This window comes from Dehalobacter sp. TBBPA1 (assembly GCF_040931655.1).
In the GTDB taxonomy this organism is placed as follows: Bacteria; Bacillota; Desulfitobacteriia; order Desulfitobacteriales; family Syntrophobotulaceae; genus Dehalobacter; species Dehalobacter restrictus.
The window spans coordinates 890,256-915,379 of the sequence record NZ_CP162385.1; the positions used below are offsets into that span (position 1 = coordinate 890,256).

General features: G+C 36.2%; 29 protein-coding genes. 25 read left to right on the forward strand and 4 right to left on the reverse strand.

Annotation, left to right across the window (positions count from 1 at the left end):
• Positions 1 to 199: 199 nt before the first annotated feature.
• Genes AB3489_RS04450 through AB3489_RS04460 form a run of 3 tightly spaced genes read left to right on the forward strand, consistent with a single transcriptional unit; the run spans position 200 to position 3,773 of the window.
• Positions 200 to 1,603, forward strand: a complete 1,404-nt coding sequence (locus tag AB3489_RS04450; RefSeq protein WP_368294099.1) for a DUF3991 and toprim domain-containing protein — start codon at positions 200 to 202, stop codon at positions 1,601 to 1,603.
• Positions 1,604 to 1,658: 55 nt separating this feature from the next.
• Positions 1,659 to 3,506: a VirD4-like conjugal transfer protein, CD1115 family gene (locus AB3489_RS04455; RefSeq protein WP_368294100.1), complete on the forward strand. Its 1,848-nt coding sequence runs from the start codon at positions 1,659 to 1,661 to the stop codon at positions 3,504 to 3,506.
• Between the two features lie 12 nt (positions 3,507 to 3,518).
• On the forward strand, positions 3,519 to 3,773 hold the full coding sequence (locus tag AB3489_RS04460; protein ID WP_368294101.1) for a helix-turn-helix domain-containing protein: 255 nt from the start codon (positions 3,519 to 3,521) through the stop codon (positions 3,771 to 3,773).
• 291 nt (positions 3,774 to 4,064) lie between these two features.
• Here the strand turns inward: AB3489_RS04460 and dcm (AB3489_RS04465) are convergent, their stop codons facing one another.
• On the reverse strand, positions 4,065 to 5,291 hold the full coding sequence (gene dcm, locus AB3489_RS04465) for a DNA (cytosine-5-)-methyltransferase (RefSeq protein WP_368294103.1): 1,227 nt from the start codon (positions 5,289 to 5,291) through the stop codon (positions 4,065 to 4,067).
• Between the two features lie 182 nt (positions 5,292 to 5,473).
• Between dcm (AB3489_RS04465) and AB3489_RS04470 the strand changes: the two genes are divergently transcribed.
• Positions 5,474 to 5,866, forward strand: coding sequence for a hypothetical protein (locus AB3489_RS04470; protein ID WP_368294104.1), 393 nt, complete (start codon positions 5,474 to 5,476; stop codon positions 5,864 to 5,866).
• Between the two features lie 9 nt (positions 5,867 to 5,875).
• Positions 5,876 to 6,025 (forward strand): hypothetical protein, encoded by a 150-nt coding sequence (locus AB3489_RS04475; RefSeq protein WP_368294105.1) that lies wholly within the window; start codon positions 5,876 to 5,878, stop codon positions 6,023 to 6,025.
• Here the strand turns inward: AB3489_RS04475 and AB3489_RS04480 are convergent.
• Positions 6,005 to 7,363, reverse strand: coding sequence for a transposase (locus AB3489_RS04480; RefSeq protein WP_368294107.1), 1,359 nt, complete (start codon positions 7,361 to 7,363; stop codon positions 6,005 to 6,007). The two genes, AB3489_RS04475 and AB3489_RS04480, sit on opposite strands and share 21 nt — an antisense overlap.
• Before the next feature lie 215 nt (positions 7,364 to 7,578).
• Between AB3489_RS04480 and AB3489_RS04485 the strand changes: the two genes are divergently transcribed.
• The 14 genes from AB3489_RS04485 (at position 7,579) to AB3489_RS04550 (ending at position 17,340) form a co-directional block, all read left to right on the forward strand.
• A complete protein-coding gene (locus AB3489_RS04485; protein WP_368294108.1) occupies positions 7,579 to 8,226 on the forward strand; it encodes a hypothetical protein in 648 nt (215 codons plus the stop codon).
• A gap of 9 nt (positions 8,227 to 8,235) precedes the next feature.
• The gene (locus tag AB3489_RS04490; protein WP_368294109.1) at positions 8,236 to 8,589 is read left to right on the forward strand and encodes an ASCH domain-containing protein; all 354 of its coding nucleotides are present in this window, start codon (positions 8,236 to 8,238) and stop codon (positions 8,587 to 8,589) included.
• A 265-nt stretch (positions 8,590 to 8,854) separates the two neighbouring features.
• Positions 8,855 to 9,052 (forward strand): helix-turn-helix domain-containing protein, encoded by a 198-nt coding sequence (locus AB3489_RS04495; protein WP_368294110.1) that lies wholly within the window; start codon positions 8,855 to 8,857, stop codon positions 9,050 to 9,052.
• Entirely contained in the window at positions 9,042 to 9,695 is a 654-nt protein-coding gene (locus AB3489_RS04500; protein ID WP_368294111.1) for a DNA-3-methyladenine glycosylase, read from the forward strand. Before AB3489_RS04495 ends, AB3489_RS04500 begins: the two co-directional genes overlap by 11 nt.
• Positions 9,688 to 10,011, forward strand: a complete 324-nt coding sequence (locus AB3489_RS04505; protein ID WP_368294112.1) for a nucleotide pyrophosphohydrolase — start codon at positions 9,688 to 9,690, stop codon at positions 10,009 to 10,011. The genes AB3489_RS04500 and AB3489_RS04505 overlap by 8 nt, the downstream gene beginning before the upstream one ends.
• A 43-nt stretch (positions 10,012 to 10,054) precedes the next feature.
• A complete protein-coding gene (locus AB3489_RS04510) occupies positions 10,055 to 10,792 on the forward strand; it encodes a hypothetical protein (RefSeq protein ID WP_368294113.1) in 738 nt (245 codons plus the stop codon).
• Between the two features lie 13 nt (positions 10,793 to 10,805).
• The gene (locus AB3489_RS04515; RefSeq protein ID WP_368294114.1) at positions 10,806 to 11,327 is read left to right on the forward strand and encodes a Bsp6I family type II restriction endonuclease; all 522 of its coding nucleotides are present in this window, start codon (positions 10,806 to 10,808) and stop codon (positions 11,325 to 11,327) included.
• Between the two features lie 11 nt (positions 11,328 to 11,338).
• Positions 11,339 to 12,262: a hypothetical protein gene (locus AB3489_RS04520; RefSeq protein WP_368294115.1), complete on the forward strand. Its 924-nt coding sequence runs from the start codon at positions 11,339 to 11,341 to the stop codon at positions 12,260 to 12,262.
• A gap of 12 nt (positions 12,263 to 12,274) precedes the next feature.
• Entirely contained in the window at positions 12,275 to 12,865 is a 591-nt protein-coding gene (locus tag AB3489_RS04525; RefSeq protein WP_368294116.1) for a Bsp6I family type II restriction endonuclease, read from the forward strand.
• A gap of 62 nt (positions 12,866 to 12,927) precedes the next feature.
• Complete coding sequence (locus AB3489_RS04530; RefSeq protein WP_368294117.1) at positions 12,928 to 13,326, forward strand: hypothetical protein; 399 nt, start codon at positions 12,928 to 12,930, stop codon at positions 13,324 to 13,326.
• 71 nt (positions 13,327 to 13,397) lie between these two features.
• Complete coding sequence (dcm, locus tag AB3489_RS04535; RefSeq protein ID WP_368294118.1) at positions 13,398 to 14,957, forward strand: DNA (cytosine-5-)-methyltransferase; 1,560 nt, start codon at positions 13,398 to 13,400, stop codon at positions 14,955 to 14,957.
• Positions 14,958 to 15,164: 207 nt separating this feature from the next.
• Complete coding sequence (locus AB3489_RS04540) at positions 15,165 to 16,154, forward strand: helix-turn-helix transcriptional regulator (protein WP_368294119.1); 990 nt, start codon at positions 15,165 to 15,167, stop codon at positions 16,152 to 16,154.
• Positions 16,155 to 16,204: 50 nt separating this feature from the next.
• Positions 16,205 to 16,516: a hypothetical protein gene (locus tag AB3489_RS04545; protein ID WP_368294120.1), complete on the forward strand. Its 312-nt coding sequence runs from the start codon at positions 16,205 to 16,207 to the stop codon at positions 16,514 to 16,516.
• Positions 16,517 to 16,524: 8 nt separating this feature from the next.
• Entirely contained in the window at positions 16,525 to 17,340 is an 816-nt protein-coding gene (locus AB3489_RS04550; protein WP_368294121.1) for a GIY-YIG nuclease family protein, read from the forward strand.
• Positions 17,341 to 17,383: 43 nt separating this feature from the next.
• On the opposite strand, the gene AB3489_RS04555 is transcribed toward AB3489_RS04550, so the two are convergent.
• Both AB3489_RS04555 and AB3489_RS04560 read right to left on the reverse strand, forming a co-directional pair.
• Positions 17,384 to 17,896, reverse strand: coding sequence for an ImmA/IrrE family metallo-endopeptidase (locus AB3489_RS04555; protein WP_368294122.1), 513 nt, complete (start codon positions 17,894 to 17,896; stop codon positions 17,384 to 17,386).
• A 65-nt stretch (positions 17,897 to 17,961) separates the two neighbouring features.
• The gene (locus AB3489_RS04560) at positions 17,962 to 18,384 is read right to left on the reverse strand and encodes a helix-turn-helix domain-containing protein (RefSeq protein ID WP_368294123.1); all 423 of its coding nucleotides are present in this window, start codon (positions 18,382 to 18,384) and stop codon (positions 17,962 to 17,964) included.
• A 179-nt stretch (positions 18,385 to 18,563) separates the two neighbouring features.
• On the opposite strand from AB3489_RS04560, the gene AB3489_RS04565 reads away from it, so the two are divergent.
• The 6 genes from AB3489_RS04565 (at position 18,564) to AB3489_RS04590 (ending at position 25,124) form a co-directional block, all read left to right on the forward strand.
• A complete protein-coding gene (locus AB3489_RS04565) occupies positions 18,564 to 19,154 on the forward strand; it encodes a hypothetical protein (RefSeq protein WP_368294124.1) in 591 nt (196 codons plus the stop codon).
• Positions 19,155 to 19,443: 289 nt separating this feature from the next.
• On the forward strand, positions 19,444 to 19,992 hold the full coding sequence (locus tag AB3489_RS04570; RefSeq protein WP_368294125.1) for a sigma-70 family RNA polymerase sigma factor: 549 nt from the start codon (positions 19,444 to 19,446) through the stop codon (positions 19,990 to 19,992).
• Positions 19,993 to 20,651: 659 nt separating this feature from the next.
• Positions 20,652 to 20,864: an SHOCT domain-containing protein gene (locus AB3489_RS04575; RefSeq protein WP_368294126.1), complete on the forward strand. Its 213-nt coding sequence runs from the start codon at positions 20,652 to 20,654 to the stop codon at positions 20,862 to 20,864.
• A gap of 81 nt (positions 20,865 to 20,945) precedes the next feature.
• Positions 20,946 to 22,550, forward strand: coding sequence for a recombinase family protein (locus AB3489_RS04580; RefSeq protein WP_368294127.1), 1,605 nt, complete (start codon positions 20,946 to 20,948; stop codon positions 22,548 to 22,550).
• Positions 22,547 to 23,515, forward strand: a complete 969-nt coding sequence (locus tag AB3489_RS04585) for a recombinase family protein (RefSeq protein ID WP_368294128.1) — start codon at positions 22,547 to 22,549, stop codon at positions 23,513 to 23,515. The genes AB3489_RS04580 and AB3489_RS04585 overlap by 4 nt, the downstream gene beginning before the upstream one ends.
• A complete protein-coding gene (locus AB3489_RS04590) occupies positions 23,460 to 25,124 on the forward strand; it encodes a recombinase family protein (RefSeq protein WP_368294129.1) in 1,665 nt (554 codons plus the stop codon). The genes AB3489_RS04585 and AB3489_RS04590 overlap by 56 nt, the downstream gene beginning before the upstream one ends.

The window sequence follows — 25,124 nt, forward strand, 5'->3', positions numbered from 1 at the left end:
TATAAATAAGAAGTAGGCACAATTGATTCCTAAATTTATTATTCGAGGAGAAGTTGAATGAAGAAAAATCGAAAAATCAAATCAAAATCAATCTATAGAAATTTTGAAAAGTTAAACATCAATCCCTACATGAAACGCCGTCCAGTAAAAAGGACGGCGTTTCATCGTATAGGAACCAGAAGACAATAGGCGGTGCATTATGGGGACATACATTCATTTTACCGACGATCAAAAGCAAAGAGCCAATAGCGTAGATCTTGTTGAATTTTTAAAAATGCAAGGAGAGACACTTTTGTCTTCCGGAAGAGAGAAGCGCCTTGAAAGTAACCACAGCGTAACTGTGCGAAGGAATGAGTGGTTTGATCATGCAACTAAGGAAGGTGGACTTGCGATAGATTTCGTTCAATATTTCTATGGGCATACATTTCCTGATGCGGTTACAATGCTTCTTAACGGCGAGCAAGGCAATCCATACACTAAGGCAAAAAAAGATCAAGAGACTAAAAAACCATTTAAACTTCCGCCGTGCAATAATGACATGCGAAGATTATTTGCATATTTAGTCAAGCATAGATTGATAGATCCTGAAGTGGTGAGTTTCTTTGTCAAAGAAAAACTTATTTATGAAAGCAAAGAGCTGACTGCTGATGGATCAAAGGAATATCATAATGCCGTGTTCGTGGGCTACGATGAAAACGGAGTTTCAAAGCATGCTCATAAGAGAGGACTGTATTCGGAAGGAAAAGGCTATAAGGGGAATATCGACAGTAGCAATCCATGTTATAGCTTTCATCACATCGGAAACAGCGATCGGATATATGTGTTTGAGGCTCCAATCGATCTGCTGTCCTTTATCACAATGTATAAAGAATCGGGTTGGAGAAAACATAGTTACCTTGCACTTTGTGGTTTATCAGAACAGGCACTTTTCAAAACTCTTGAGTGGAATACAGAACTAACCCATGTTGTTTTGTGCTTGGATCATGATGCGGCTGGGATTGAAGCTTGCGAGAAAATTGAAGACATGCTTGCTGAGAAAAATAAAAGTTGTAGCAAACTACAGCCTTGTTTCAAGGATTGGAATGAAGACTTAAGAGCAAGACAGAACTTAATTGCGATTCCGTCTGAGGAGCACCCACAACATCGATTGAAAAATGATCTGTGCGAAGAAATACTGATTCTAATGAAAGATATGGGATCGATGAATTTAGGGTATCCCGATGGAATAGACATACTGAAGCAAGCCCAAATAAAAAATGAAAATCAAGCTGAAGCCATGAAGTTGGCATCAGCTGTTTTTTTATGTCTAGCATTGAAAGAACATCGGCAATTAGGTCATCAGATGACGGCAGAAGAAATCATTCAAAGTATGAGTGAGCAGTTTCGTGCATATCAAAATCGGAGCCGATGGGATCCTACGTTCTCTGAAGTATCCGATGAGCTTTCTAGAATAAATATGAGTGCAGAAGCCATTGATGAAACAGAAGTGTTGAGCTATGCCATTGGATTTCAGAAAGTTGCTTTAATCCTTCTGAAATCTACGATTAAGCTAGAACTTCTTGTGCAAAAGCAGATACAGACTCAATCACTTAATATGTCATGAAATCATGAGGCGTGGGAGAAATCCCATGCCTCATTTTTATGAAAGGATGTGAAAAATGAATTCTCAAGTATATATGTTAATAGCCACTGCAGCCGTTATGTTTTCTGTTATTGGCGGACTGTCCTTACTAGCCCATTACTATACTTTGAACGGTATCAAATCCAAAACCGTTGGGGATGGACAGCATGGTGTTGCAAGATTTGCAACAAAAAAGGAAATTGAAAGTACTTATCATCATATACCATTCAAGGTTAAAGAGTGGCGACAAGGTATCAACCTACCAATTGATGAAAAAGGCAATCCGATGCAAGGATTAATAATTGGATGCAAAGGATCAAATAACATGGTGACGGGTCTTGTGGATCCTGGAGATGTCCACTGTTTAATGATTGGTGCGGCAGGCGTTGGTAAGACAGCATATTTTCTATATCCGAATCTAGAATATGCCTGTGCAAGTGGAATGTCTTTCATTACAACAGACACCAAGGGTGACCTAGCAAGAAATTATGGGATGATAGCTAAGGAGAGCTACGGCTATAATATTGCGGTCATTGATCTACGTAACCCAACCCGAAGTGATGGGAATAACTTGCTTCATTTGGTCAATAAGTACATGGATTTATATCGAGTAGATAACAACAATTACTCTGCGAAAGCAAAAGCAGAGAAATATGCAAAGATTATTTCAAAAACGATCATTTCAACTGATGGAAACAATGCTGCCATGGGACAGAATGCATTCTTCTATGATGCGGCAGAAGGACTTCTCACATCTGTAATTCTTCTAATTGCAGAATTTCTCCCACCGACAATTGAAAGTGGTAAACGAGTAGATAAGCGACATATCATTTCTGTCTTCAAAATGGTGCAGGACTTGATGGCACCGAGCAAGATAAAAGGAAAAAGTCAATTTCAGCTCTTGATGGATAAGCTACCACCAACTCATAAAGCAAAGTGGTTTGCGGGTGCAGCTCTCAATTCGGCTGAACAAGCTATGGCATCTGTCCTCTCAACGGTACTGTCAAGGCTTAATGCGTTTCTTGATTCTGAGATGGAGCAGATCCTTTGTTTTGACACGGCGATTGATGCTGAAACGTTCTGTAACGAGAAATCAGCAATCTTTCTCATTCTCCCAGAGGAAGATAACACCAAGTATTTTATGGTGTCACTATTCTTACAGCAGTTCTATCGTGAGATGTTGACCGTGGCAGATGAAAACGGTGGCAAGCTACCTAACCGAGTGATGATCTACGCAGATGAAATCGGAACCATCCCAAAGATTGAGTCTTTTGAGATGATGCTATCAGCTGGTCGATCGAGAAGGATATCGGTAATTCCAATTATTCAGTCATTCGCTCAGCTCGATAGAAACTACGGAAAAGAAGGCAGTCAAATTATCACAGATAACTGTCAACTTACAATCTTCGGTGGATTTGCACCAAACTCTGAAACTGCACAGGTGCTCTCTAAGGCACTTGGTAGCAGAACTGTGATGAGTGGTAGTATTAGTCGAGGAAAAAATGATCCGTCTCAAAGTCTGCAGATGATTGAAAGACCACTTCTCACTGCGGATGAGCTTAAGGCATTACCCAAAGGAAACTTTGTTGTTATGAAAACTGGTGTACATCCAATGAAAACAAGGATAAAGCTCTTCTTGGACTGGGGGATTACATTTGATAAGATATACGAAACTGAGGAGAAGTCCCATCGCAAAGTGTACTACGCTGATAAAGAGGAGCTAGAAGAAAACATTGTGAGACATACTATGGCATTGGAAGTTGATGATGACTCTGCTGATGATGAGAATGCTGAAACTGGTAAAAGAGGTGGTACCCTTCATGCTCCTGCAATGGATCCAAGCGATGAATCAGCCGTAAAACGAAAAGCTATTATTAGGACATAGGAGGTGAGACGGTTGAGTTTCTTCGGGAATTTATACAGAGAAGAAATACCTCATCGAGCCAAAGCGGTATACATGTATTTAAAAGACAGAAGCAATGTAGACGGTGAATGTTGGCCAGCCATAAAAACCATTGCTAGAGATACTTCAATGTCTGTGAGTACTGTAAAACGAGCTTTAGATGATTTGTTGAAGTGCGGATTACTTCGGAAGGAATGTAGCTATAGGGAGAATGGCAGCAATTCTTCAAATCACTATTTTTTAAAATAGAAATATGACAGATTACGAAAAATGTATAGTTTTCCTCCAAGGGGAAGCTATGCCTTTTTCGTGGACTGAGGTGGGGTTCATGATGGACTGTCCAGAAGGAATCACTTTAAGAGTTTATTAACAGCAGAGAAAGAATATATATTTAGCTTTATTTTTGATATAGAGGGGGTACTTTTTAACATCGACATTGATATCTAAAGACAAGTAGCTAGGATTTGAAAGTAATCCTAGCTACCAATTAGTAAGTTTTAAATCCAAATGATTAATTTTCAAAAAACATAAGCTACTTGATTAAATAATATTTAGTATCTGTTCTGAGATCATTTTGATTATGGGTATAGATACAGAATTCCCTGCTTGTTTGTAAAGGTGTGCATCTCCATATGGTTTGCTGTTGAAATTTGAGGGAAGTGAGTAACCATTACCAATTGGAAAACCTTGTAGTTTAAATGCCTCAGATGGCGTTAGCTTTCTAATGCCATCGCTAACAAGAATTATGGGAACGTTATGTCCACCTGTTCCCATATTAGCGGTTAGAGTTGGACATACGTTACTTTTGTTTTTTCTTACATACTTACTACGCCTAAGCTGATAGAATTGAAAGGACTCATTGATGCTCTGTTCTAAATTTATTATGCTAGTATCTTCATTCCGTATCATGTCTCGAGTAGGAGCAAAATATCTGGGATATCTATCGGGAGTATAGTAATATTTACGATCTTCTACATTTGTGTGATTAATAATGCTTTGGATATCATTAATGCGATCCTGAGGGGTCTTATTTACTTTAAACTCATCTATCTTTTCAAATAAATCAAATTTCAATGAATCAGAATTATTCAAAAAACCAATGATGTAAAGGCGTTCTCGGTTTTGTGGCAAATCACTATAATGCATTGTGTTCAAAACGTATTCTTTAATAATGTAACCAGCTTTCTCTAATTCATTCTTTATTACTTTGTATGTTTTCCCATTATCATGCGAATGTAGGTTTTTAACATTTTCTAAGAATAAAAAACGGGGTTTTCCGTGCTTTTCACCTAACTGATTTATTAGCTCTATAATACTTAAAAAGAGATTTCCTCTGTCATCCTCGAATCCCTTTTGAGCTCCTGCGATACTAAATGCTTGGCAAGGAAAACCCCCATTTAGCAAGTCGATTTTATCGTTAAGGATAGTATCATGCATTTTTTCGTAATACTTAGATTCATATTGAGTTTTCAGTTTAGCAAGACTTTTTTTTATGATCTTCTTATGAGATTCATCTGTAACGGAGTTAAGTTGCATGGTCAGTTCTGAAATTTTTTCTAAAACTAATGACGGCTTAAGAATTAAGTTCAAATCCCCTTCAAGAAGAGTATGATCGAAATTTGTTCTATAAGTTTCACATGCGTATTCATCAATTTCATTAGCCCATACTAAATTAAATTCAGCCTCTTGATTTTGGGCAGTTTTCATTCCAAGGCAAACTCCTCCAACGCCTGCAAATAGACTTCCTACATTTAATTTCACTTTCATATTGATTCCTCATTTCATTTTTTGTGTAATGTTAACTCTGAATACATACAATGTCCAATGTATTCTTTGAGAATTTTATAGTATTCAATTTACACTTTTAATGCAGAATGTTATGAGTTTGCAATATATGATATAATTTTATTGTCAAGTATAAATGCGAAAAATATATGGAGGTTTATATAATGGCAATGAGAGTAGCTTCAATAAAGAAAGATCAATATGATAAATGTGTTGAATTTGGACTTTGGGGTGATGAAAGATCAAGCGTAAAACGATGGGATATTGAAGATTTATTGGTTTTCAAAGTAGAAAATAAAATCAAGAGTATTGCTAAAGTCACAGGTTTAGCGTTTGAGGATGACTTACTGATTTGGGATAATGGATTCTATCCTAACCGTATTCCTATTGTAATTTTAAAAGAATTCGATGACGAAAAGGCTGTTGAGATTTATGAAGTTTTTAGAAAAAGCATGCTTGAAATTTATGGAGAAAAATACGGATGGGTCATTCTGAATAAACATCCGTTGATAGATACAATAGAGGACAAACTTGCAAGTTATATCGATTGTATTTAGGAGATTGTGATGGGTGTTTTAAATAAAAAACAGGCAATTGAATACTTAGGAATTAGTGAAAAACAATTCAAAAATTATTTTGAAAATAGCAAAGAAATTGTTGGATATAAAGAAAAGGGAAAATGGTATTTTAATAACTCAACTTTCGCACACCAATAAACCAAGCAAATGCCTGATGTGACTGGGCTGAGTTTGAATCCAATTGTCTAATAGACGCAAAACCAGTTTGTTTGCTTGTTGAGAAACACTATTCTTGATTTCGCTTATTATCTCTAGCAATGACTTAAGCGAGTCAACAAAATCAACCTGCTTGACTTCATCGCAAAAGTCATAGAATAATTCACCAAAAGTCCTGTGGTCAGTGTGTTGTCTATGAATCCATTGCAATATGATGAATCGAGTAAATACAATGGTTGTGTGAGCAATGGTCATGTCAAAACTGCGCCCTTGGAACTCTTTAGCGAGCTTCAGAAGTGATTTGGAAGCTTTGAAGAACACCTCGATATCCCAGCGCATACCATAAATCCGAACAACTTCAGCTGCTGTAATCGCCATGTCAGTGCAAAGAAGCGCTAACCATTCTTTCCGCTTGTTTCTGTTCTTGATAAAGACAAGCTTAACTTTAATTCCTGATTTGGTTTTAACGTGTATCTGACCAATCACATCGTTGAAATCACTTGCTTTCAGTTTACCTCTTAATTCTGGGAGGGAGTACCATACACCACCGAACTCGTATCTTTGCTTTTGATTTTTCACCATTCCTATAACATCCAAGTCGAAATCCAGCATTCTCTTAATCATTGGCTCATTAGTAAACCAACTATCCATAAGGATATAGTCCGCAAGAATTCCCGATTCTAAAGCACTCTTCACCATCTTGTAAACACTGTCTGGGCGCTGTTGCAAAGCATCTTGGCGTCTTTTGAATCCATGAGTACGTTTATCAATGCGTTCATCTATCTCGCTCAGACGGAGCTTGTCTTGAACTGAACTAAGCATATCAAAATCGACAGGTACAAAGCTATGACCATCAGACCAGCCAAGGGTTAGCATGCTAAAGCCTTTTACCATCTTTCCGGTCACGTGGTCGAAAACACGGGCTAGCAACTCTACTTTTTTACTTCTAGACCTTGAGAAGAGAGAATCATCGACAATAAGCACTTTTACCCGTTTGTCACTTGTAAGTCCTGTAAATGATTGAATAACATTAAGCGACAGAGCGGCTAAAAACCTTCTCCACGCAAAGGTTGGCTGTTTTAAGAAGCGATAATACGAATCCTTTTGAGGGCGATCTTTACCTTTTGCGCTATCAAGAAGTCGGTAAAGATTCTTGTTTTCGAATACAAGAATGATCAAAAGTTGAAAAAGATATGCAGCGCTGAATCCTTCACTTTTTCTTATGTTTGCAAATCGGAGAATCTTGTTGATCTTCAACGCTTTGAAAGCTCTTGAAATTTCAAGGTTGTTCTTTTCAGATAGGTCATGTTGGTGTATCATGTATGTGTGCACCCTTTCTATTTGACTATGGTCGTGTGGTTACTTCCATTTTATCAAATTTCGGGTGCATTTTCTGTCTATATTACAATATAATTTGAGAAATACGTTGAAATTTCAATGCTTTCAAAAGGTTTTTATCATGCGAAAGTTGAGTTAATAAGAGTGAGCTGAAGAGTTGGAAAAATCTAAAAGAAAGCCGGACAATTAATTTGTCATTGGCAGACTATGAAAAATGCTTTCAATTTGCAATCAAGATGGTTTATGGTGGACTATCATTAAATGGAATTCGAGGACAGCGAAGTGAAGTTCAAGCTGTGGATGATGTAATATTAGGTATTTTAGCTGAACATGCTGTCAAAAAATTTCTAATGGATCATTATGGTGTAGATATAGGTCTAGATGAAGATGTGCATACTGACCATATAACGCCTCAGGATATTGTTTCTGTAAAAAAGTGCAACACAAACATGAGAAAACCCAAAATAGGTGTTGGAGTTAAAGCAAGTAAAATTAAAAGCAGTTATTTGGTTTTAGGAGGGAATGAAGTTGATTTTGATGATAGGAGATCAGATGCCTATATTTTCGCCAGAGTTGACCTCCCTTCCGATCATCTCTTTAGAATTTTACGAGATCATTCATTTTTCAAAACGGTAAAAGAGTACTTGGATAATGACCAAAAGTCCAGAAAAATTGATAAGCTAAAAAATGTACCTGTGTGGATTTGCGGATTAACATATTTAGAAGAATTAGAAAAAGTTAAAGAGATACCAGGTCAAAATTTTGATGGATACAGGTATGTTAAAAGTGTTGCGAAGATGAAGAATTCAGACAATGATTGGCTAGAATTTATTGAAAACATATAGGAGTAATTGATGAGAGGTTTGATTATTAAGTCGCCATATATTGAAGAAATACTCGCTGGAACTAAAAAGTGGGAAATAAGAGGTAGCAATACAAAAATTCGGGGACAGATTGCGCTTATAAAAAGTGGCTCATCAAGGATATTTGGCACGGTAAATATTGTTGAAAGCAAAGAAATAACAATGGACGAGTATAGAACTTGGAAGATTGGCAGAGGAGCTAATGTCGATGAGGTGATTGAAAGTCCATACAAAAGAATATTTGCATGGGTGTTGGAAAAACCTGTAATATTCAAAGAACCAATTGTCTACAAACATCCTATGGGAGCAATTATTTGGGTCAATTTGGACGAATATGAATTATAAACTGGAGTTGTGTAATTGAGATCCTGTTAGTAGATTGGATTGTATATGTTCTTTGTGAAAGCCAATTAAAAGAAAACATTGCAAGTAGTTTGAAAAAAATATATGAAATGATAATACAATGAGAGCAGCAATAAAGAATGTTGATAAAATCAATGGCTTTATTGCTGTTTTTCTTAGTTATACAATCTAATTCAGATTAAATCATACTTGTTCATAGACGATAGTTGCATCGATATGTTAGAATAATTAAGTTGGAGGTGTTTCTGTGTTTAATAATTTGGATGAACGGTGGATTTCGTTGGAAGAGGTTGCAAAGTATTTAGGCGTAAGCAAAGACACTATTTACTTATGGATTTCAAATAAAAGTCTTCCAGCATATAAAATGGGTAGGTTATGGAAGTTTAAAATTGAAGAAATTGATGATTGGGTCAAAAGTGGGAAGGCATCAGAAAATGAAAAATAACATTTTAAGAACCACACGACTAATCGATACAGCATTAATTAATAACGATTCAGAATTAAGAGTTCTTATAGATACAATTGGGCCACTTGAAGTTGAAACGCGCACAGATCATTTTATAGCCTTAGCTAAATCAATTGTTGGTCAGCAATTGTCTTTTAAGGCAGCCAATACGATTTGGAATAGGGCAATAGATATTTATGAAGGTGAGTTGACTCCTGAAAGAACACTTGAAATTGATTTAGATTTATTGAAAAGTGCAGGGATTTCATCATCAAAGGCACAGTATCTTAAAAATTTATCCAGAGCTTTTATTGATGGTGATATAAAGCCTGATAACTTCATGAATATGGGAAATGACGAAGTAATCGAGATGTTAACTTGCGTTAAAGGCATAGGTGTTTGGACTGCTGAAATGTTTCTAATATTTTCACTGGGGCGCGAAGATGTATTTTCTATAAATGATGTTGGATTGCAAAGAGCAATAAAATGGCTCTACAAATTAGATGGAAAGATTAGCAAAGATAGATTACATGAGATTAGTTCAAGGTGGGTGCCATTTAGAACTTATGCATCCTTATATCTTTGGGAAGCTATAAATAGAAATATAATTGCTGGAAGAATTGAGGAACTGAAAAATGAATAATAAAGAGAATATGGTTGATCTTCAACGAAAAGTAAGTCGGTTTGTTGAAGAGAGAGATTGGAAATCATCACATACTCCTAAGAACCTTGCAATGAGTATTGCAATAGAGTCTGCAGAGTTAATGGAAATTTTTCAATGGAAGTCAAATATGGAATCAGAGATAGTAAACGATCCGAGAATTTTAGAGCATATCGGAGAAGAACTTGCGGATGTTATGATTTATTGTATGTCCATGGCAAATCACTTTGGAATGGAAACTGACGCAATTATTAACGATAAGCTTAAGAAAAATGCAGTGAAATATCCAGCCGATTAGTGTTTGTAATTCATGGAAGGCGGTGCATTAATTGTTGCATAAAATGGAAACGAAAAAAGATGGCGTATTCATTACACAAAGAAAAAATTTCAACGCGATTGGTACTTTTAAGCAAGAGACGATTAAGAGTACTTTGGATTTTGCTTATGCCATGAGTTTTGGAATGTCTGGTGAGCATAGAAATCATCGGAGTGGCGGAACACATTTGAGAAAGAATGGCGAGATATTTGCCAATACATTTCAAGGAAAACTTTCTGAATTTGCTGTTTACAATAAACTTTATAAAAACTTTGAATTGCAAAAGCCTGACTTATCAACATATGGACTTGGAGAATGGGATGATTATGATTTTGTAATTAACGAGAAGAAGATTTCTATTAAATCAACAAAGAGTTTTGGAAATCTTTTATTACTCGAGACAAAAGATTGGAATGAATTGGCACAGTACATTCCCAATATTGGTAAAGGATCATCAACCTATGATATTTTTATTCTAGTGAGAATTGAGCCATATTGCGAAGATATTCTAAAAAGGATTAAAGCTCTGTATTCAAATACTGAAAGCAAGGAACAGCTTTCCTCAGCAATACTATCTTTAGAATGGAAATATGATATTCCAGGTTTTATAACCATTGAAGATTTAAAGTATGCAATAAGCAATAAGCACATTATTAAAAAGGGTGAAATGCTTAATGGCAAAACTCCTATGGATGCTGAGAACTATTATATTCAATCGGGGGATATGAAAGAAGTTGGTACCTTGGAGAAATACCTTAAGTAAGTAGGAGGGTTTAATGGGGCTGAAAAAAATTTCCAAAGAGGATTTTGATGAATGTATAGATATTTATTTTGAATGGAAAAAGCTATCTAAAAGAATAAAAAAAATTTACGGACGTGGATTAAATTTTCCTGAACTTGTTTCTGAATATTTATGTTGTTATGTTAACAAGTTTGAACATAGTACAAAAAAAGGATCAGAAGATGCTGTAGGAAAGAAGGGAAAGAAGATTCAAATTAAGGCAACTAGTAATTACAATAGTGATTTATCTTCATTTGGGCCGAAAAGCGAATTTGATGAACTACATTTTGTAAGATTGAATTTAGAAGAGGACAAGCTTGAATTTTATAAAATATCACCTAGAAGGTTAAATAAAGTAATAGTCAAAAAAAATATAACTTTTAAAGAACGACAAAAGGAAGGCAAAAGGCCAAGATTTTCAATCATTAATAAATTGATAGAACCATTACAGTTAGAACCATATGCTACTATAGACCTTATCAATAAAAAGATAAGTAGAACTATGATTAAGGATTAGGGTGATAGATGATGATGGATTCTGATAATAAAATGGGAAAAAATGTATGGTGGAGTGGTTTCGGTACAACAGCAGTATTCTTTTTTTTAGGGCTCTTAATAAATCATCAGTTTAATATAAAGTGGCTGATAATAAGTTTAGGAGCAGGTAGTTTAGTGCTCTGTATATATTTTTCTTGGAATTATATTAAAAGAAAACGGATGCTGGAAATTTCCAATAATGTTTTGGCAACAGATTTGTCGAAAGTTAAATCAGAGATGGATGACTTAATAAAAAGCGTGTCTAATTTGAAAACTGATAATGATACTTTAGCTTTTGAAAAAGCAGATCTAGAAAATAAGTATTTTCAATTAATAGATGAGCGAACGTTAATGGATGATGAAAATGCAATGATGATTAAACTCAATAGAGCACTTAGTGAATGTATTAAGTATTATAAAGATATGTTGTTTTATCCTTCAAATAAGAAATCAATTTTACCGAGAGTGCTTGCTAGCATACAAATGTACATAAATGGATGCATAAGTATTTATCCTAATCAACCAGAAATCAATGTTTCATTATTTATTAAATCAAAAGATACAGAAGAACTTATAATCTATGAATCTACGAAGCACAGTGAAGAAACTAAAGTCGAGAAAAAATTTGGTTCGGATTCTTTAGTTTTCTATGTGTATAAGGTTAAAGAACCTGCGATGAGTGATGATGTTACAAAAAATAAGCCATTTAGATTTAGTGATGTTTATTCAAATGGAAAAGTGAACTTCAGTTCAATTCTCTGTATTCCTATTTATAATGAGGAAAAAGATTTGTTTTGTGGAGTACTTTGCATAACGGGTGATGTTCCATTAGTAGAAATATATGAAAACAACACGGAATACTTTGAAAATGTTAAATCGGTTATTGTAGTTTTGAAAAAAATGAATGCATTTTAGGGAGGTAGAAAAATGAAAACGGTTAATCAAATTTTAGAACTACCAGAAGGTAATTATTATGCTAATGTAGATGTCTTTGGACAAGAAGACGCATCTGCCTTGTTTGGCATATATAATAGTTGGCGCAATTTATGTTACTTGCTAAACCAAATGAATGCAAGATCTGTTAATTTGCCAGAAGGATTATCCGAAACGGCATTTTGTATAGCTAAGAATGTTTGGCGGTGTTCTTCAAACATTGCAGGTGCGAATTCATCGTATGATTGTTATGACCCATACGCGGGAAGAGGCAATAATAGAATTCAAGTAAAAGCATGTAGCGTACTTCCAGATCTAACTTCATTTGGACCGAACTCAGAATGGGATAGAATTTTCTTTGTAGATTTTTATCGTCAAGGCATGTGGGATGGTACTTTTGATGTTTATGAAGTTGGTACGGAGGACATATATAATTTTCCTGTAAATGCACAGCAAACTATGAAAGATCAGAAGGCTCAAGGGCGAAGACCACGATTTAGTATCTATAGTGGTTTGATACAAACAGGTAGATATATTTCTAAAGAAACATTCCTAATTACAGCAGAAAATATAGTGAAAGTGTAAGTTGTTTAATTTGAAGTTCTTACTAACAGCTATATGTAAAAATAAATAGTGGAGGTGTTATTGTGGCAAACACAGGCGATTCATATGTAATTGAACTTAAGCGGGCTCATCTTGAGTGGGGGTCATATAGACATACCAATTCAAGAGGTGTTGTATATGGAGAAGGGTATATTCCGATTCCAATTGATGTTGCTTACTCATATTCAATTTATAATAGTAATTTTAGGAGAACAGGTTTAGGATATAACCTATTCAATTGCAGATCTGTAGATGGTTATTATAATGGTGTTTTAAAAGCAGGTGGTAGTAGAGAAGCTGGCGATGTTTACGCAAAGCAATTTCATGGAAATGGAGATTTACAAGCTTTAGGTAATTGGTTTGCTCATGTGAACGCTAATATTGGTGATAGAGTTGAAGTAACTTGGGTTTCTCCACTGGATATAGTGATTAGGCTAATATAGTAAGTTGTTTTTAAAACAACTCTCTGTACTTAGAGAAATATAAATAATGAATTGAGGAAGAGGAATATACAATGAAAAAGAAATACAAAGTTGGAAGTCTATTTGCTGGAGTAGGTGGAATATGTCTTGGGTTCATGCAAGCAGAGAATTCTGAAGCTGAATATGAGGTCGTTTGGGCAAATGAAATTGACGAATATGCATCTGAAACATATAGAACAAATTTCAAGCATAATTTAATTGAAGGTGATATTGAGCTGGTATTAAAACCGGAGCTTGTACAAGTTAGGATTGACCATATAAAAGCCCAATTGAAGAGCATTGATGATATTTCTAAAATAAAGTTGGAACTCAATAATCTTATAGCTGAAATAAACAACAGCCCGCAACTAAATGAGGAAATGACGGCTTCGTTTACAGATTTATCCAAAGATATTTGTGAAAAAAGTGAACAACTTAAATCGATTTCCAAATTTGAAAATCATGTTGAAGAAGTTCTGCAGATCAACAGTAAGATTGAATCAGTAACAGATAAAGGTCAGCTATTGAAACTAATTAGTAATATGATTGAGCTTGCTGATAAATTAACCTCAAAAACAGAGAAAAAGGATATTGAAAGACTTTTAGCAAAATATCAAGATCAGTTGTCTGCAAAATATTATGAACAAATGCATGATAGGATTCTTGAAGAGGAAATTGATGTATTAAATGGTGGATTTCCTTGTCAAGCGTTCAGTATTGCAGGTGAACAAAAAGGTTTTGAGGATGAGAGAGGGAATTTGTTCTTAAGCATAATTGAGCTAATTAAACAACTGGGTGAAAGACACCGCAAACCAAGACTACTATTTCTTGAAAATGTTAAAAATTTAGGTTCTCATGACAATGGAAGAACATATGCTGTTATTAAGAGGGAGCTTGAAAAAACAGGGTACACGGTTTATGAATCTGTACTTAATACGATGAGCTATTCGTACTTACCTCAGAATAGAGAAAGAATTTATATTGTTGGATTTCTAAATGAAAGCGATGCGAATAGATTTCAACTTTTTGAAAACATTTCAAAATTTAAAACAGTCAAGTCATCGGAAGAGCGCATGATGGACATTAAGAAAATTATCGATTATGATACTCCGCAAGATGATAAATACTATTATACTAAAGAAAAATATCCGCATTATTTTGTTACCGAGGAAGAATATGCCACTCAAACTCATTCAAAGAAAGATGTCAGAATCAATTTAGAAGAAGATGTGAATGAGATGTATCAATTCTATCAAGTAAGAAGAGGACAGTACGTCAGGAAAAATCAAAGTGATGTGTGCCCAACGCTTACTGCAAATATGGGAACTGGTGGACACAATGTGCCTTTGGTTAAAGTAGAAAATGGTATAAGAAAACTTACGCCGAAGGAATCTTTTAAATTACAAGGATTCCCTGTTGGCAATGGATATGTATTGCCTGAAAAATACAAAAACAAAAATTATGCAGATTCAAATTTGTATAAACAAGCTGGGAATGCTGTTTCTGTTCCAGTAATTAGATTTTTAGCAGAAGAATTATTGAAAGTTCTTGCAAGCGACGAAAGCATTGATGAGAGCGATTTAGAAAAAAAAACTGATGCAGTAATCTCGTAATATACTTGCGAGCAATATTTAATATTCCATTATGTTAAAACAGCCGGTTGCATTGTGCAACGGGCTGTTTTTTGTTAGTGTTTGAACTTTGATTTGCATTAATGTGTCAAACTCAATATTCACTATCCGATTTATTGGACACATCTTGTGATATTATGATATCATTAGTGGTGTTCTTATTGTAGTCAGACAAAATGAGGTGATTCTGTGGCTAAGAGCTCAAATCAAAAACTTAAGCTATTGTATTTATTGAAAATGCTGAATGAAAAGACAGATGAAGATAATACTATGACAATCCATGACATGATAGCAGAGCTTGAACGTTATGGTATCACCGCTGAGCGTAAATCTATCTATGATGATTTAGAAGCTCTCCGTAATTACGGGCTCGATATCGGGAAAAGGAAATCGAAGACTACAGAATATTTTGTAGCTAGCAGATTATTTGAACTTCCTGAACTTAAACTGTTGGTAGATGCTGTTCAATGCTCAAAGTTTGTCACGCATAAAAAGAGTAATGAACTCATTAAAAAAATTGAGAGTTTGGCAAGTCATAGACAAGCACAGTCGCTACATCGTCAAGTGTATGTCTCAAATCGAGTTAAAACAATCAATGAGAGTATTTACTATAATGTGGACAGGCTTCATGCAGCAATTGCTGAGAACAAAAAAGTATTATTTAAGTATTATGACTATGATATACAGAAAGAAAAGACATTCAGAAAAAATGGAGATAAATATTCGGTCAGTCCTTATGCCTTGTCATGGGATGATGAGAATTATTACTTGGTTACTTTTTCAACTAAATATAATGATTTTACCCATTATCGAGTAGACAGAATGACGGAGATTGATCTGAGCGATGAAGAAAGGGATCCTTTGCCTGTTAGAGAGCACTTTGATATTGCCGAGTATACTAAAAAGGTTTTCAATATGTTTGGCGGTGAGGATGTGATGGTGCAACTACAACTTGATAATTCACTTGTGAACGCAGTGATAGATCGCTTTGGGAAAGAGATAGTGATTGGCAGAATGGATGATAGTAGCTTCTATATCTGGATAAAAGTCGCTGTTAGCTCAACTTTTTTTGCATGGATTATGCAATTTGGAAATAAAGTGAAGATACTATCACCAGAAGCAGTTGTTGATCAATATATGGATCAGTTGAAAGGTATTTGTTCACTTTACAGTGACTAGTCAGTTCAGGAAATTTACTATTTATGTTTATCAAAATTAAGGAGGACCATATGAGATTTACTTTAGTTTTTGAAAATCATCAGGAAGGCATTGGTGCATCTTACGATTTACTTTTTGCACCTTGTCCAATTTGGGATGCCGCGGGTAATCTCATTTTGAATTTAAACCCACAGGATCCTCACTTAAATTCAGGTTGTGTGAAACGACTAATTGAGCATGAACATTTACAAGGTGTTGAAAAGTGCATTCTTGTTATTCATTCTACTGGTCACGGGGATAACAAGAGCTTAAAAATCTTAATGAGTGACCTGGATGCATTGGACATCAAATACAGTATTGTAGACTTTTCAATAATAAAATAATGGTGAAAATGATGATTCTATTAAATGACATTTTAAATTTTCCGAAATCTCAGTTAAAAAATGTAAAAATTCGATTCAATCAAAGTAATGGTGATGATTTTGATCCAATTACTTTTTTCAAAGAAAAAAATCAAAGGCTGTATGATGGGCAGTTTTGGAATTACTCAAAAGCAAAATCTTTCAAAGTGGGTCAGGTTGCCATCGGCTTTGTGAAAATAGGAAGTAATAAATGGCTTTTATTTGATATAAGTGAAATAACTAAGGATTTGGAAAAGTATGAAGCTGTGGGTTATGAGTACCGCACACTTGAGCAATATAAAAAGTACTTTGGTCGATTAGTAGTGAGATATTCTAATAAATCTCAGAATCTGATTAGAAAGGCTGAAAGTGTGATTGATGAATGTGAAGTACTTGAAATAATTGAAGATACATTTGAAGATGATGGCTTCCCAGGGTATGAAAATATTAATTTATCATGGCATGATCTGAAACGTGTGATTGAGAAAAAAGATTGGAAAACTGCGTTAGAGAATCAAAAGGGCGTTTATTTAATTACTGACATTTCAACCGGGAAGAGATACGTAGGTTCTGCATATGGAAAGGACATGTTGCTAGGTAGATGGCGAAATTATGTAGATAATGGCCATGGTGGTAATATTGATTTGAAGGGGCTTGATAGAGAGTACATCAAATCAAACTTCAAATATTCAGTATTAGAGATATATAAATCAATGACTAATGACGAAGTTATTATCGGCAGAGAAAGCTATTGGAAGAGAGTATTACTTACAAGAGATGAGCGTTTTGGATATAATAAGAATTGAGATGATATTCAAAATAAAACGGATGAGCTCACAACCATCCGTTTTACTTACGCAAAAAATCAGATTTAGCATCAATTACATTGTTGAATTGATAACCTCTAGTATTCATTGAAGATATCTTGATAGCGACCAAATTTATGTCAGTAGATAAGGCTTTAGCAATTTGCTCAATGTCATACCCATCATAAGCCAAAGTCAAAATCTTATCATCTGGCAAGAGAATCTCTGAAGCAAAAAGATTGGCTTCATACTCCGGCCGACTTTTCATATCATAGAGCATGAACTCTTGTAAACAGACCCTTTTGGCTAAATCTTGATGCAATATATCATGGCCAAGCTCGTGAGCACACACAAGCGTTTTAGAGTAAGAGTCAAGTCTCTCATTTATGACAGCAAAACGGTTTTTCTTAAGATATTTATACATTCCTTTCAAACTTCCGAGGTCTGCATAAAAGACTTCAACGCCAATGGCTTTGCACAATTCAAACGGATCCCGTGTATCATATTTTTTAATAAGCTCATGAGCAACAGTATGAATATAATCTCTCTTTGGCATGATAAATTCACCTCCCCCAGTGTAACAAGTATAACAAATGAACTATCCCTAAAAACGGACAGTGACTATTCATTAGGCTCGCTGTTTTTTTGATATTTTTTGGGGGTATATTTTTTATTATTATCTTTCGCCTTCCAATACATCTCTGTAATAGCTCTAAATACTTTATCCTTATCTTCTTCGCCCAGTTCCCCTCCTGCAAATAGTCCACCAAGTTCTTCAACAAGCAGTTTAGCATCTTTTTTCCCACGTGCGCCATACTTGGATGCTGCTTCTACAATAAAATTGTCTTCTTCTTTCATGAGTTCTTCGATTGTGGTGCTTAAAGCAACGCACAGCTTGTTTAGAATAGCCACATCTTTTGGATAACGTTGATTGCTCTCGTAGTTCTGAATAGAGCGCAATGAAAGTCCAGTTTGATTAGCTAACTCCTGTTGACTCATTTCTGCCAAATTCCTGAGTTCTTTAATTTTATCACCAAACAACATGACCAAGACTCCTTCCGGTTATTTTGCATTTAGAATGCAGTAATGTTCATAATATTCTGATTGACACAGAACATACGTTCGAGTATAATTTGATTATTGAACATGCAACTTCGTTCGTAATAAATATACCACTACTTGTTGCCCAGAGTCAACATGAAATATAAGGAAGGATTGATGCCATGAGAAAGGAAAGCAGAGTAATGAAGCAATGTGGGTTAATGTTTAAGGGATTGAACATTGATCGTAATTCTGTTCTGCATAAAACAAAATTGCTACTCAAGATATATAGACCCGTTGTTTGGTCAACATCAAATCGTGTTTTTGAAGTTTGTGAGAGTGCAGAAATGTACTGTAGTCGAACAATGGAGGAAGCGCTTGAGTATCTGGCGAATTACGCTCCAGATAACGAACAGGAAAGATTTTCAGAGCGTGTGAAATCGCTTTTTGAAACACAGTGGCTGATTTTGCTAATAGACAACACAATGAATAAAATTTATGAGTATCCTGATAACGGTCAACTGTATCATGAAATACTTAGTAAGCAATACTTGACCGTTTATAAATACACAGAGTTTGAAATGTTGGAGTTATTGGGGCTTGAGCGCAGTACATATTATGACAAAAAGAAAGAGGCTCTTGATTTATTTGCAATTTGCCTATGGGGTTATACTATCCCTTCAATGAGAGGTCTGCTTGGCATTGGTGAGGAATCACTTGAAATACCAGATTTCTTTCAAATCATAAATGACCCGACTAATTCCCGACTATAACCCGATAAAGTTCCGACTAAGTCCCTACTGTATTCCGACAATGGACATGTTACACTGACTATGCTGGTGAATTATGGCATAAAATAATTGAATAATAATTTGTGAACACCTCAAAGCCAATTTGGTTTTGGGGTTTTTTAATGCCAAATTTTCGCAGCAAGAGGGTCAAGCATAATTGGAGGTTGTTCTCACTTCCTGTTGTGTTTGCTTACTATAAAAAGGCTAGAAGAGCCGGGTCTAACAGAAATGTTATTCCCGGCTTTTTCTATGTCCATTTTCAGGAGGTCACATGAAAAAGTCACTGCAATGTTCGCAGATAAGATGCCGAGATCCTCCATTTTCTGATGTTGATGCAACCAATCAGAAATCAGAAAAGGAGGAAATACAAATGGCAACAATGAAAAGAATTCCGAATTACAGAAAAATGTATCCAACGGCAAGTGAAGAGGTGATTGAAGTGTTAAGGCAAGGGGAGAGAAGACTTAGGTATTTAGAATATGACATTAAAGTTGAGCGATTTGTTTTGGATGAAACCAAGCAAGTCGCTTTTTTTATTCCTAGCAGGGAGGATTCGCTAGAGCGCTTGATTGAAGCAGAAGAACAATTTGTAGATGAAGAAATTGATGTTGAAGATGAGGCAATTAATAAGGTCTTGATTCAAAAGCTCAGGGAGAGTTTAAAATGCTTGGATTCAGATGAATTTGACTTAATTAACGCTCTTTTCTTTCAAGGAAAAACAGTTCGTCAATTATCTACAGATAGTAGTGTGCCGGTAATGACAATTCAAGATAGAAAAGTTAGAGTGCTCAAAAAGTTGAAAAAAATATTGGGAAATTGAAAAAAAATCCGTACAACCGCCCTTCCCATCGTGGAAGTAAGTGAGGGGATCTTTTTATTCTCTCAAATGCACCTTGAAAATTTCATATCCGATTTCATAAATACGTTAGCTGATGAGCCTGAAAAGGAAAAGCGACACGGTTAGATGCGCGAAGACCACCTGTAAGGTCAGAACAGATCCATGCAAATGGATTTTTTCTCTTGGGAAAATTTTTCTCTGATTTTATAAATGCGGCCAACAATTAAGGTGCGAGCGGGTCCGTCTGATCCAGAAACAGAGAAGGGGAGCAAATGCTCCAGACAGTTCGACTGTTTTGCCATAACCTCATCAGCCTATAATGATACTTCTGCCCAGCCACAGACATCGCAATGGGGGTAGCCTGCGGAGATCCCGGAGGAGGTGAGAATCCTATGATGAGGTGAACTGCCCTCAGTTTATGAAATCGCCCTAATTGTCGTAAAAGACAATTGAACTGGGGAATTTGTGTAAAATACAGTGCGAATGAATCAAAGAAAACTGACTTAATTTCAGAACCCATGGGGATTACAGGAGTCTATTGACTCACTTTTCTTCTGGTGTTTGTATTACTAATGCCAGGAGAAAAGTAATCCCTATTATTGTGATATTAAGAAAAATTGAAGGGCGAAAGGAGCAGAAATATGGAAAGTGAAATGAAGAAAATAGCCTCCGATTCAGCAAAACTACATGGCATGACAAAAGAACAATCCAAGTGTGAAGTTCAATATAAGATGGCGCAAAAGATGTTGGGCATCCTGCTCCGAAGAGGGATTGTAACCGAGGAAGAACGAAAAGAAATAGATGAATTGAACCGCCAATCCTTCTCACCACAGCTTGCCAAAGTATATGTGTAAAAACACTTGCTTTGTACAGTGTGTTGGAGTAATGTGTGTTGCTAACAGGTGATGATAATCCTAGAAAGGAGGTAAACGCATATGGCAAAAAAAGTGATGAAGATTGAACCAGTCAGGCAAAAGGTGATGCACGAATTAAGACCTAAAAAGCGTGTTTGTGCATACTGCAGAGTCAGTACGGATTCCACCAAGCAACACACATCCTATGTTGCTCAAGTAGAGTATTATAAGAACTATATTGGCAAACGTGAAGAGTGGGAATTCGCCGGTATCTTTGCTGATGAAGCAAAAAGCGGCACACAGGTCAAAAGCCGTGACGAATTCATCCGAATGCTCAAGGAATGTGAAAATGGCAATATCGATATTATCGTCACCAAATCAGTCACTAGGTTCGCCAGAAATACCATAGACAGCATTGAAGCTATTAGAAAGCTAAAGGCACTTGGTGTCACCATATACTTCGAAAAAGAAAACATCAACACCATGTCCGAGCAAAGTGAACAGATGCTGACAATTCTAAGCTCAATTGCTCAAGGTGAATCAGAAAGTATCTCCACAAACAATCGCTGGGGAATACAAAAAAGATTCAGAGATGGCAGCTATAATCTCGGCTGTGTGGCTTATGGCTATACGAAAGATGAAGATGGTGAGCTAATAATCAATGAAGATGAAGCTGCAATAGTACGAAGGATATTTCAAGATTATCTAAACGGAAAAGGATCCTATGTAATTGCAAGAGATTTGACCAATGATAATGTGCCACCCGTTAGGACTGCCGAAACATGGAATGACAGTGTGGTAAAAGGTATTCTACAAAATCCAATATACGAAGGTGATCTGATTTTACAGAAAACCTACACTACTGAGGTGCTCCCTTACACGAAGAAAATAAATCGTGGGGAGATGCCTCAGTTTTTTATTAAAGATAATCATGAACCGATTATCAGCAGAGAGCAAGGACTGATGGTTCGTGAAATCTATGAATACCGCAGAAAACAGATGGGCATGGATGATAGCGGAAAGTATCAGAATCGATATGAGCTAAGCAGTAAGATCATCTGTGAAGAATGTGGTGGAACCTTCAGAAGACAAAAGATTTACATCGGGAAACCTTATGAAAAAATACAGTGGAGCTGTAAAAACCATCTTAACAGCAAAGAAAATTGCAAGATGAAAGCCATAAGAGAAGATATCATCAAAAGTGCTTATCTTACCATGTGGAATAAGCTAGTCAGCAATTATACCTATATCCTAATACCACTGCTAGATTCCCTAAAGAATCTGAGAACATGTAAAGCACAAGAAGACGATATCGAGAACCTAAATCACAAAATTATGGAACTGACTGAGCAGAGCCATATCCTGAGACGAGTTGTGCAAAAGGGATATATGGACTCTGCTCTTTTTATACAAAAGCAAAATGCACTGAATATCGAAATTGAAGAAACAAAGAAAAAGAGGAATGGTCTGCTGGATTCAAACGGATTTGAAAAAGAGATTGAAGGGACCATAAGGCTCCTTGAAATTATCAAATACAATCCAGAAATTATGGATACCTATGACGAGAACCTACTTGCCCATACGGTGAATATGGTGCTCATAGGACAAAGCGGAGCAATTACATTTCAACTGGTCAATGGGCTCAAATTGACTGAGTACATCAGTATAGGTGGTGAGGATATATGATGCAGAGACATATGCCAATGGGATACAAAATGGTAAATGGTCAGATCCAAATTAATGGAGAGCATGCGAAAATCATCAAATCGATTTTTGCAGACTATGTCAAAGGGAAATCTTTAAAAGCTATCGCAACGGAGCTGACAGACAGAAGTGTCCTTAATGCCAATAAGAAACCCAATTGGAATCATGGTTCAGTGGGCAAGATACTACAGAATGTTAAATACCAAGGGGATGAGTTTTATCCACGACTTATTGATGAGGCGACCTTTAAAAAAGCCCAAGACCTAAGAACTGCTACTGAAGTAAAGCTTGGCAGAACACATCAATTTAATGCGATGAAAAATCAAAGCATTTTTAGCGGAAAAATCAAATGCGGTGAATGCGGAGAAACCTATAAAAAGTATGTCGAACACGCAGGAAAGCCTTCAGAGAAAATCAAATGGAAATGTAGAAACTATATTTTTCAAAACCGAGTTTTATGCCGAAACAGTTTTTTCACAGAAGATGAGCTAAAGAGCATATTTACAGAAGCTACGAACCAACTGATCAGGCAAAAAAAGAGACTTGATAAGATACAACCAGATGAACCGCCGAAAATGAACCTCGAACTCAGACAGACTGATAATAGAATTAAAGAACTCGAGCAAGACGGTGAATTTTCAAGTCCAGAACTTGCAGAGCTGATTTTTAAAAGAGCTGTGCTTTATTACGAAGGCTCAAAGGTTGCAGATCAAAAGCGGAATGCTGAAAAATTAAAATCGGCTCTCTCAGATATAAATACCTTGACAGAATTTAATGCGGAACTGTTCGAAACCATTATTAAACGGATGACGGTTTATAAAGAGACATCCGTGAAAGTGGAGTTTATAAATGGAATCATTATCAACGTAAGCATAGAGTATAAACGAAAGGATGGTAAATATGGCAGTAGCGAAAAAGACGGTAGCAATCATACCGCCTCAAGTTAAATATGACAAACATACACGAGTAGAACAGAAGACACTTCGTGTAGCAGCCTACTGTAGAGTCAGCACCTTGCTGGAGCAACAGGAAGGCAGTTATGAAGCGCAGGTTGACTATTATACGGAGAAAATCAATAGCAATCCCAATTGGAAATGTGCAGGTATATTTGCTGACGATGGAAAGAGCGCCACGCAGACGAAAAAACGTGATGATTTTAATGTCATGATCGAAGCGTGCATGGCAGGTAAAGTAGACCTAATCCTAACAAAATCGGTGAGTAGGTTTGCTAGAAACACAGTGGATGCGCTTCAATATATCCGAAAGCTGAAGGAAAAGAACATCCCAGTCATTTTTGAAAAAGAAGGGGTCAACACCATGGAAAGTGGTGGCGAACTCCTAATTACGATTCTTAGCAGCCAAGCACAAGAAGAAAGCCGTAACATCAGCGAAAACACAAGATGGGGCTTAACAAGACGGTTTGAAAACGGCATTATTTCAGTAAATCACAAGAAGTTTTTAGGCTACACAAAAGATGACGATGGAAACCTTGTGATCGTTCCAGATGAAGCCATCATTGTAAAGCGGATCTACCGAGAATACCTAGAAGGTAAAAGCATCATTCAGATAGCTAAGGGACTAGAAGAAGACGATATTAGAACGGTAACAGGACTTGATCACTGGCATCCCGGGACAATCGACAAAATGCTCTCCAACGAGAAATTTTGCGGCGATGCTTGTATGCAGAAGACCTACACAATCGATTTTCTAACAAAGAAAAAAGTGAAGAATGAGGGATATGCCCCACAGTACTACATCGAAGATAACCACGAAGCAATTATCCCCAAAGAGTTATATCATCAGGTACAGGTGGAAAAGGCTAGAAGAGCAAGTCTAAATAAATCTGCAGTTACAAGGAAATCAAATAAGTCAAAAAAAGAAAAGAGCAAGTACAGCTCGAAGTACGTACTAACAGAGCTGCTTGAGTGTGGAGAATGTGGCCATGCTTATAGAAGACAGACCTGGTCCAAATATGGACAAAAATCAGCTGTATGGCGATGTGAGGACAGGCTAAAAAATGGAACAAGCTCGAGATGTCAAAACTCGCCCACATTAAAAGAAGAGCAGCTCCACGATGCCATTATGAAAGCCATCAATAAGGTGGTGGAAAACAGTGGCGATTTTATAGAGACCTTCAGAGAAAATGTCATTCGGGTTATAGGCAATTATAGTACTCAGGGTGTTGCAACGGAATATGATGACCAAATCGATGAACTGCAAAAGCAGATGCTGAAACTCATCGAAGATAACGCAAGACAAGGCGCTGTAAGCGATGAATTTGACGATGCGTACAAACACTTATCCGAGCAAATCAATGAGCTTAAAAAGGCAAAATTAAGGCTTGTAAGGGCACAGAAACAGGCAGAGAACTATGCAGAGAGGGTTGAAGCACTGGACAAGGCTGTGGGCACTGTAAACCCACAAGTGAGGGAATTCGATCAAGAGCTTGTGAAGCGTTTGATATATAGCATAAAGGTGCATAAAGGGCTGAAGATAACGATACAATTTCACTCAGGAATCGTGATGACAGAGGAAGTGGATTGCTACGAGGATTAA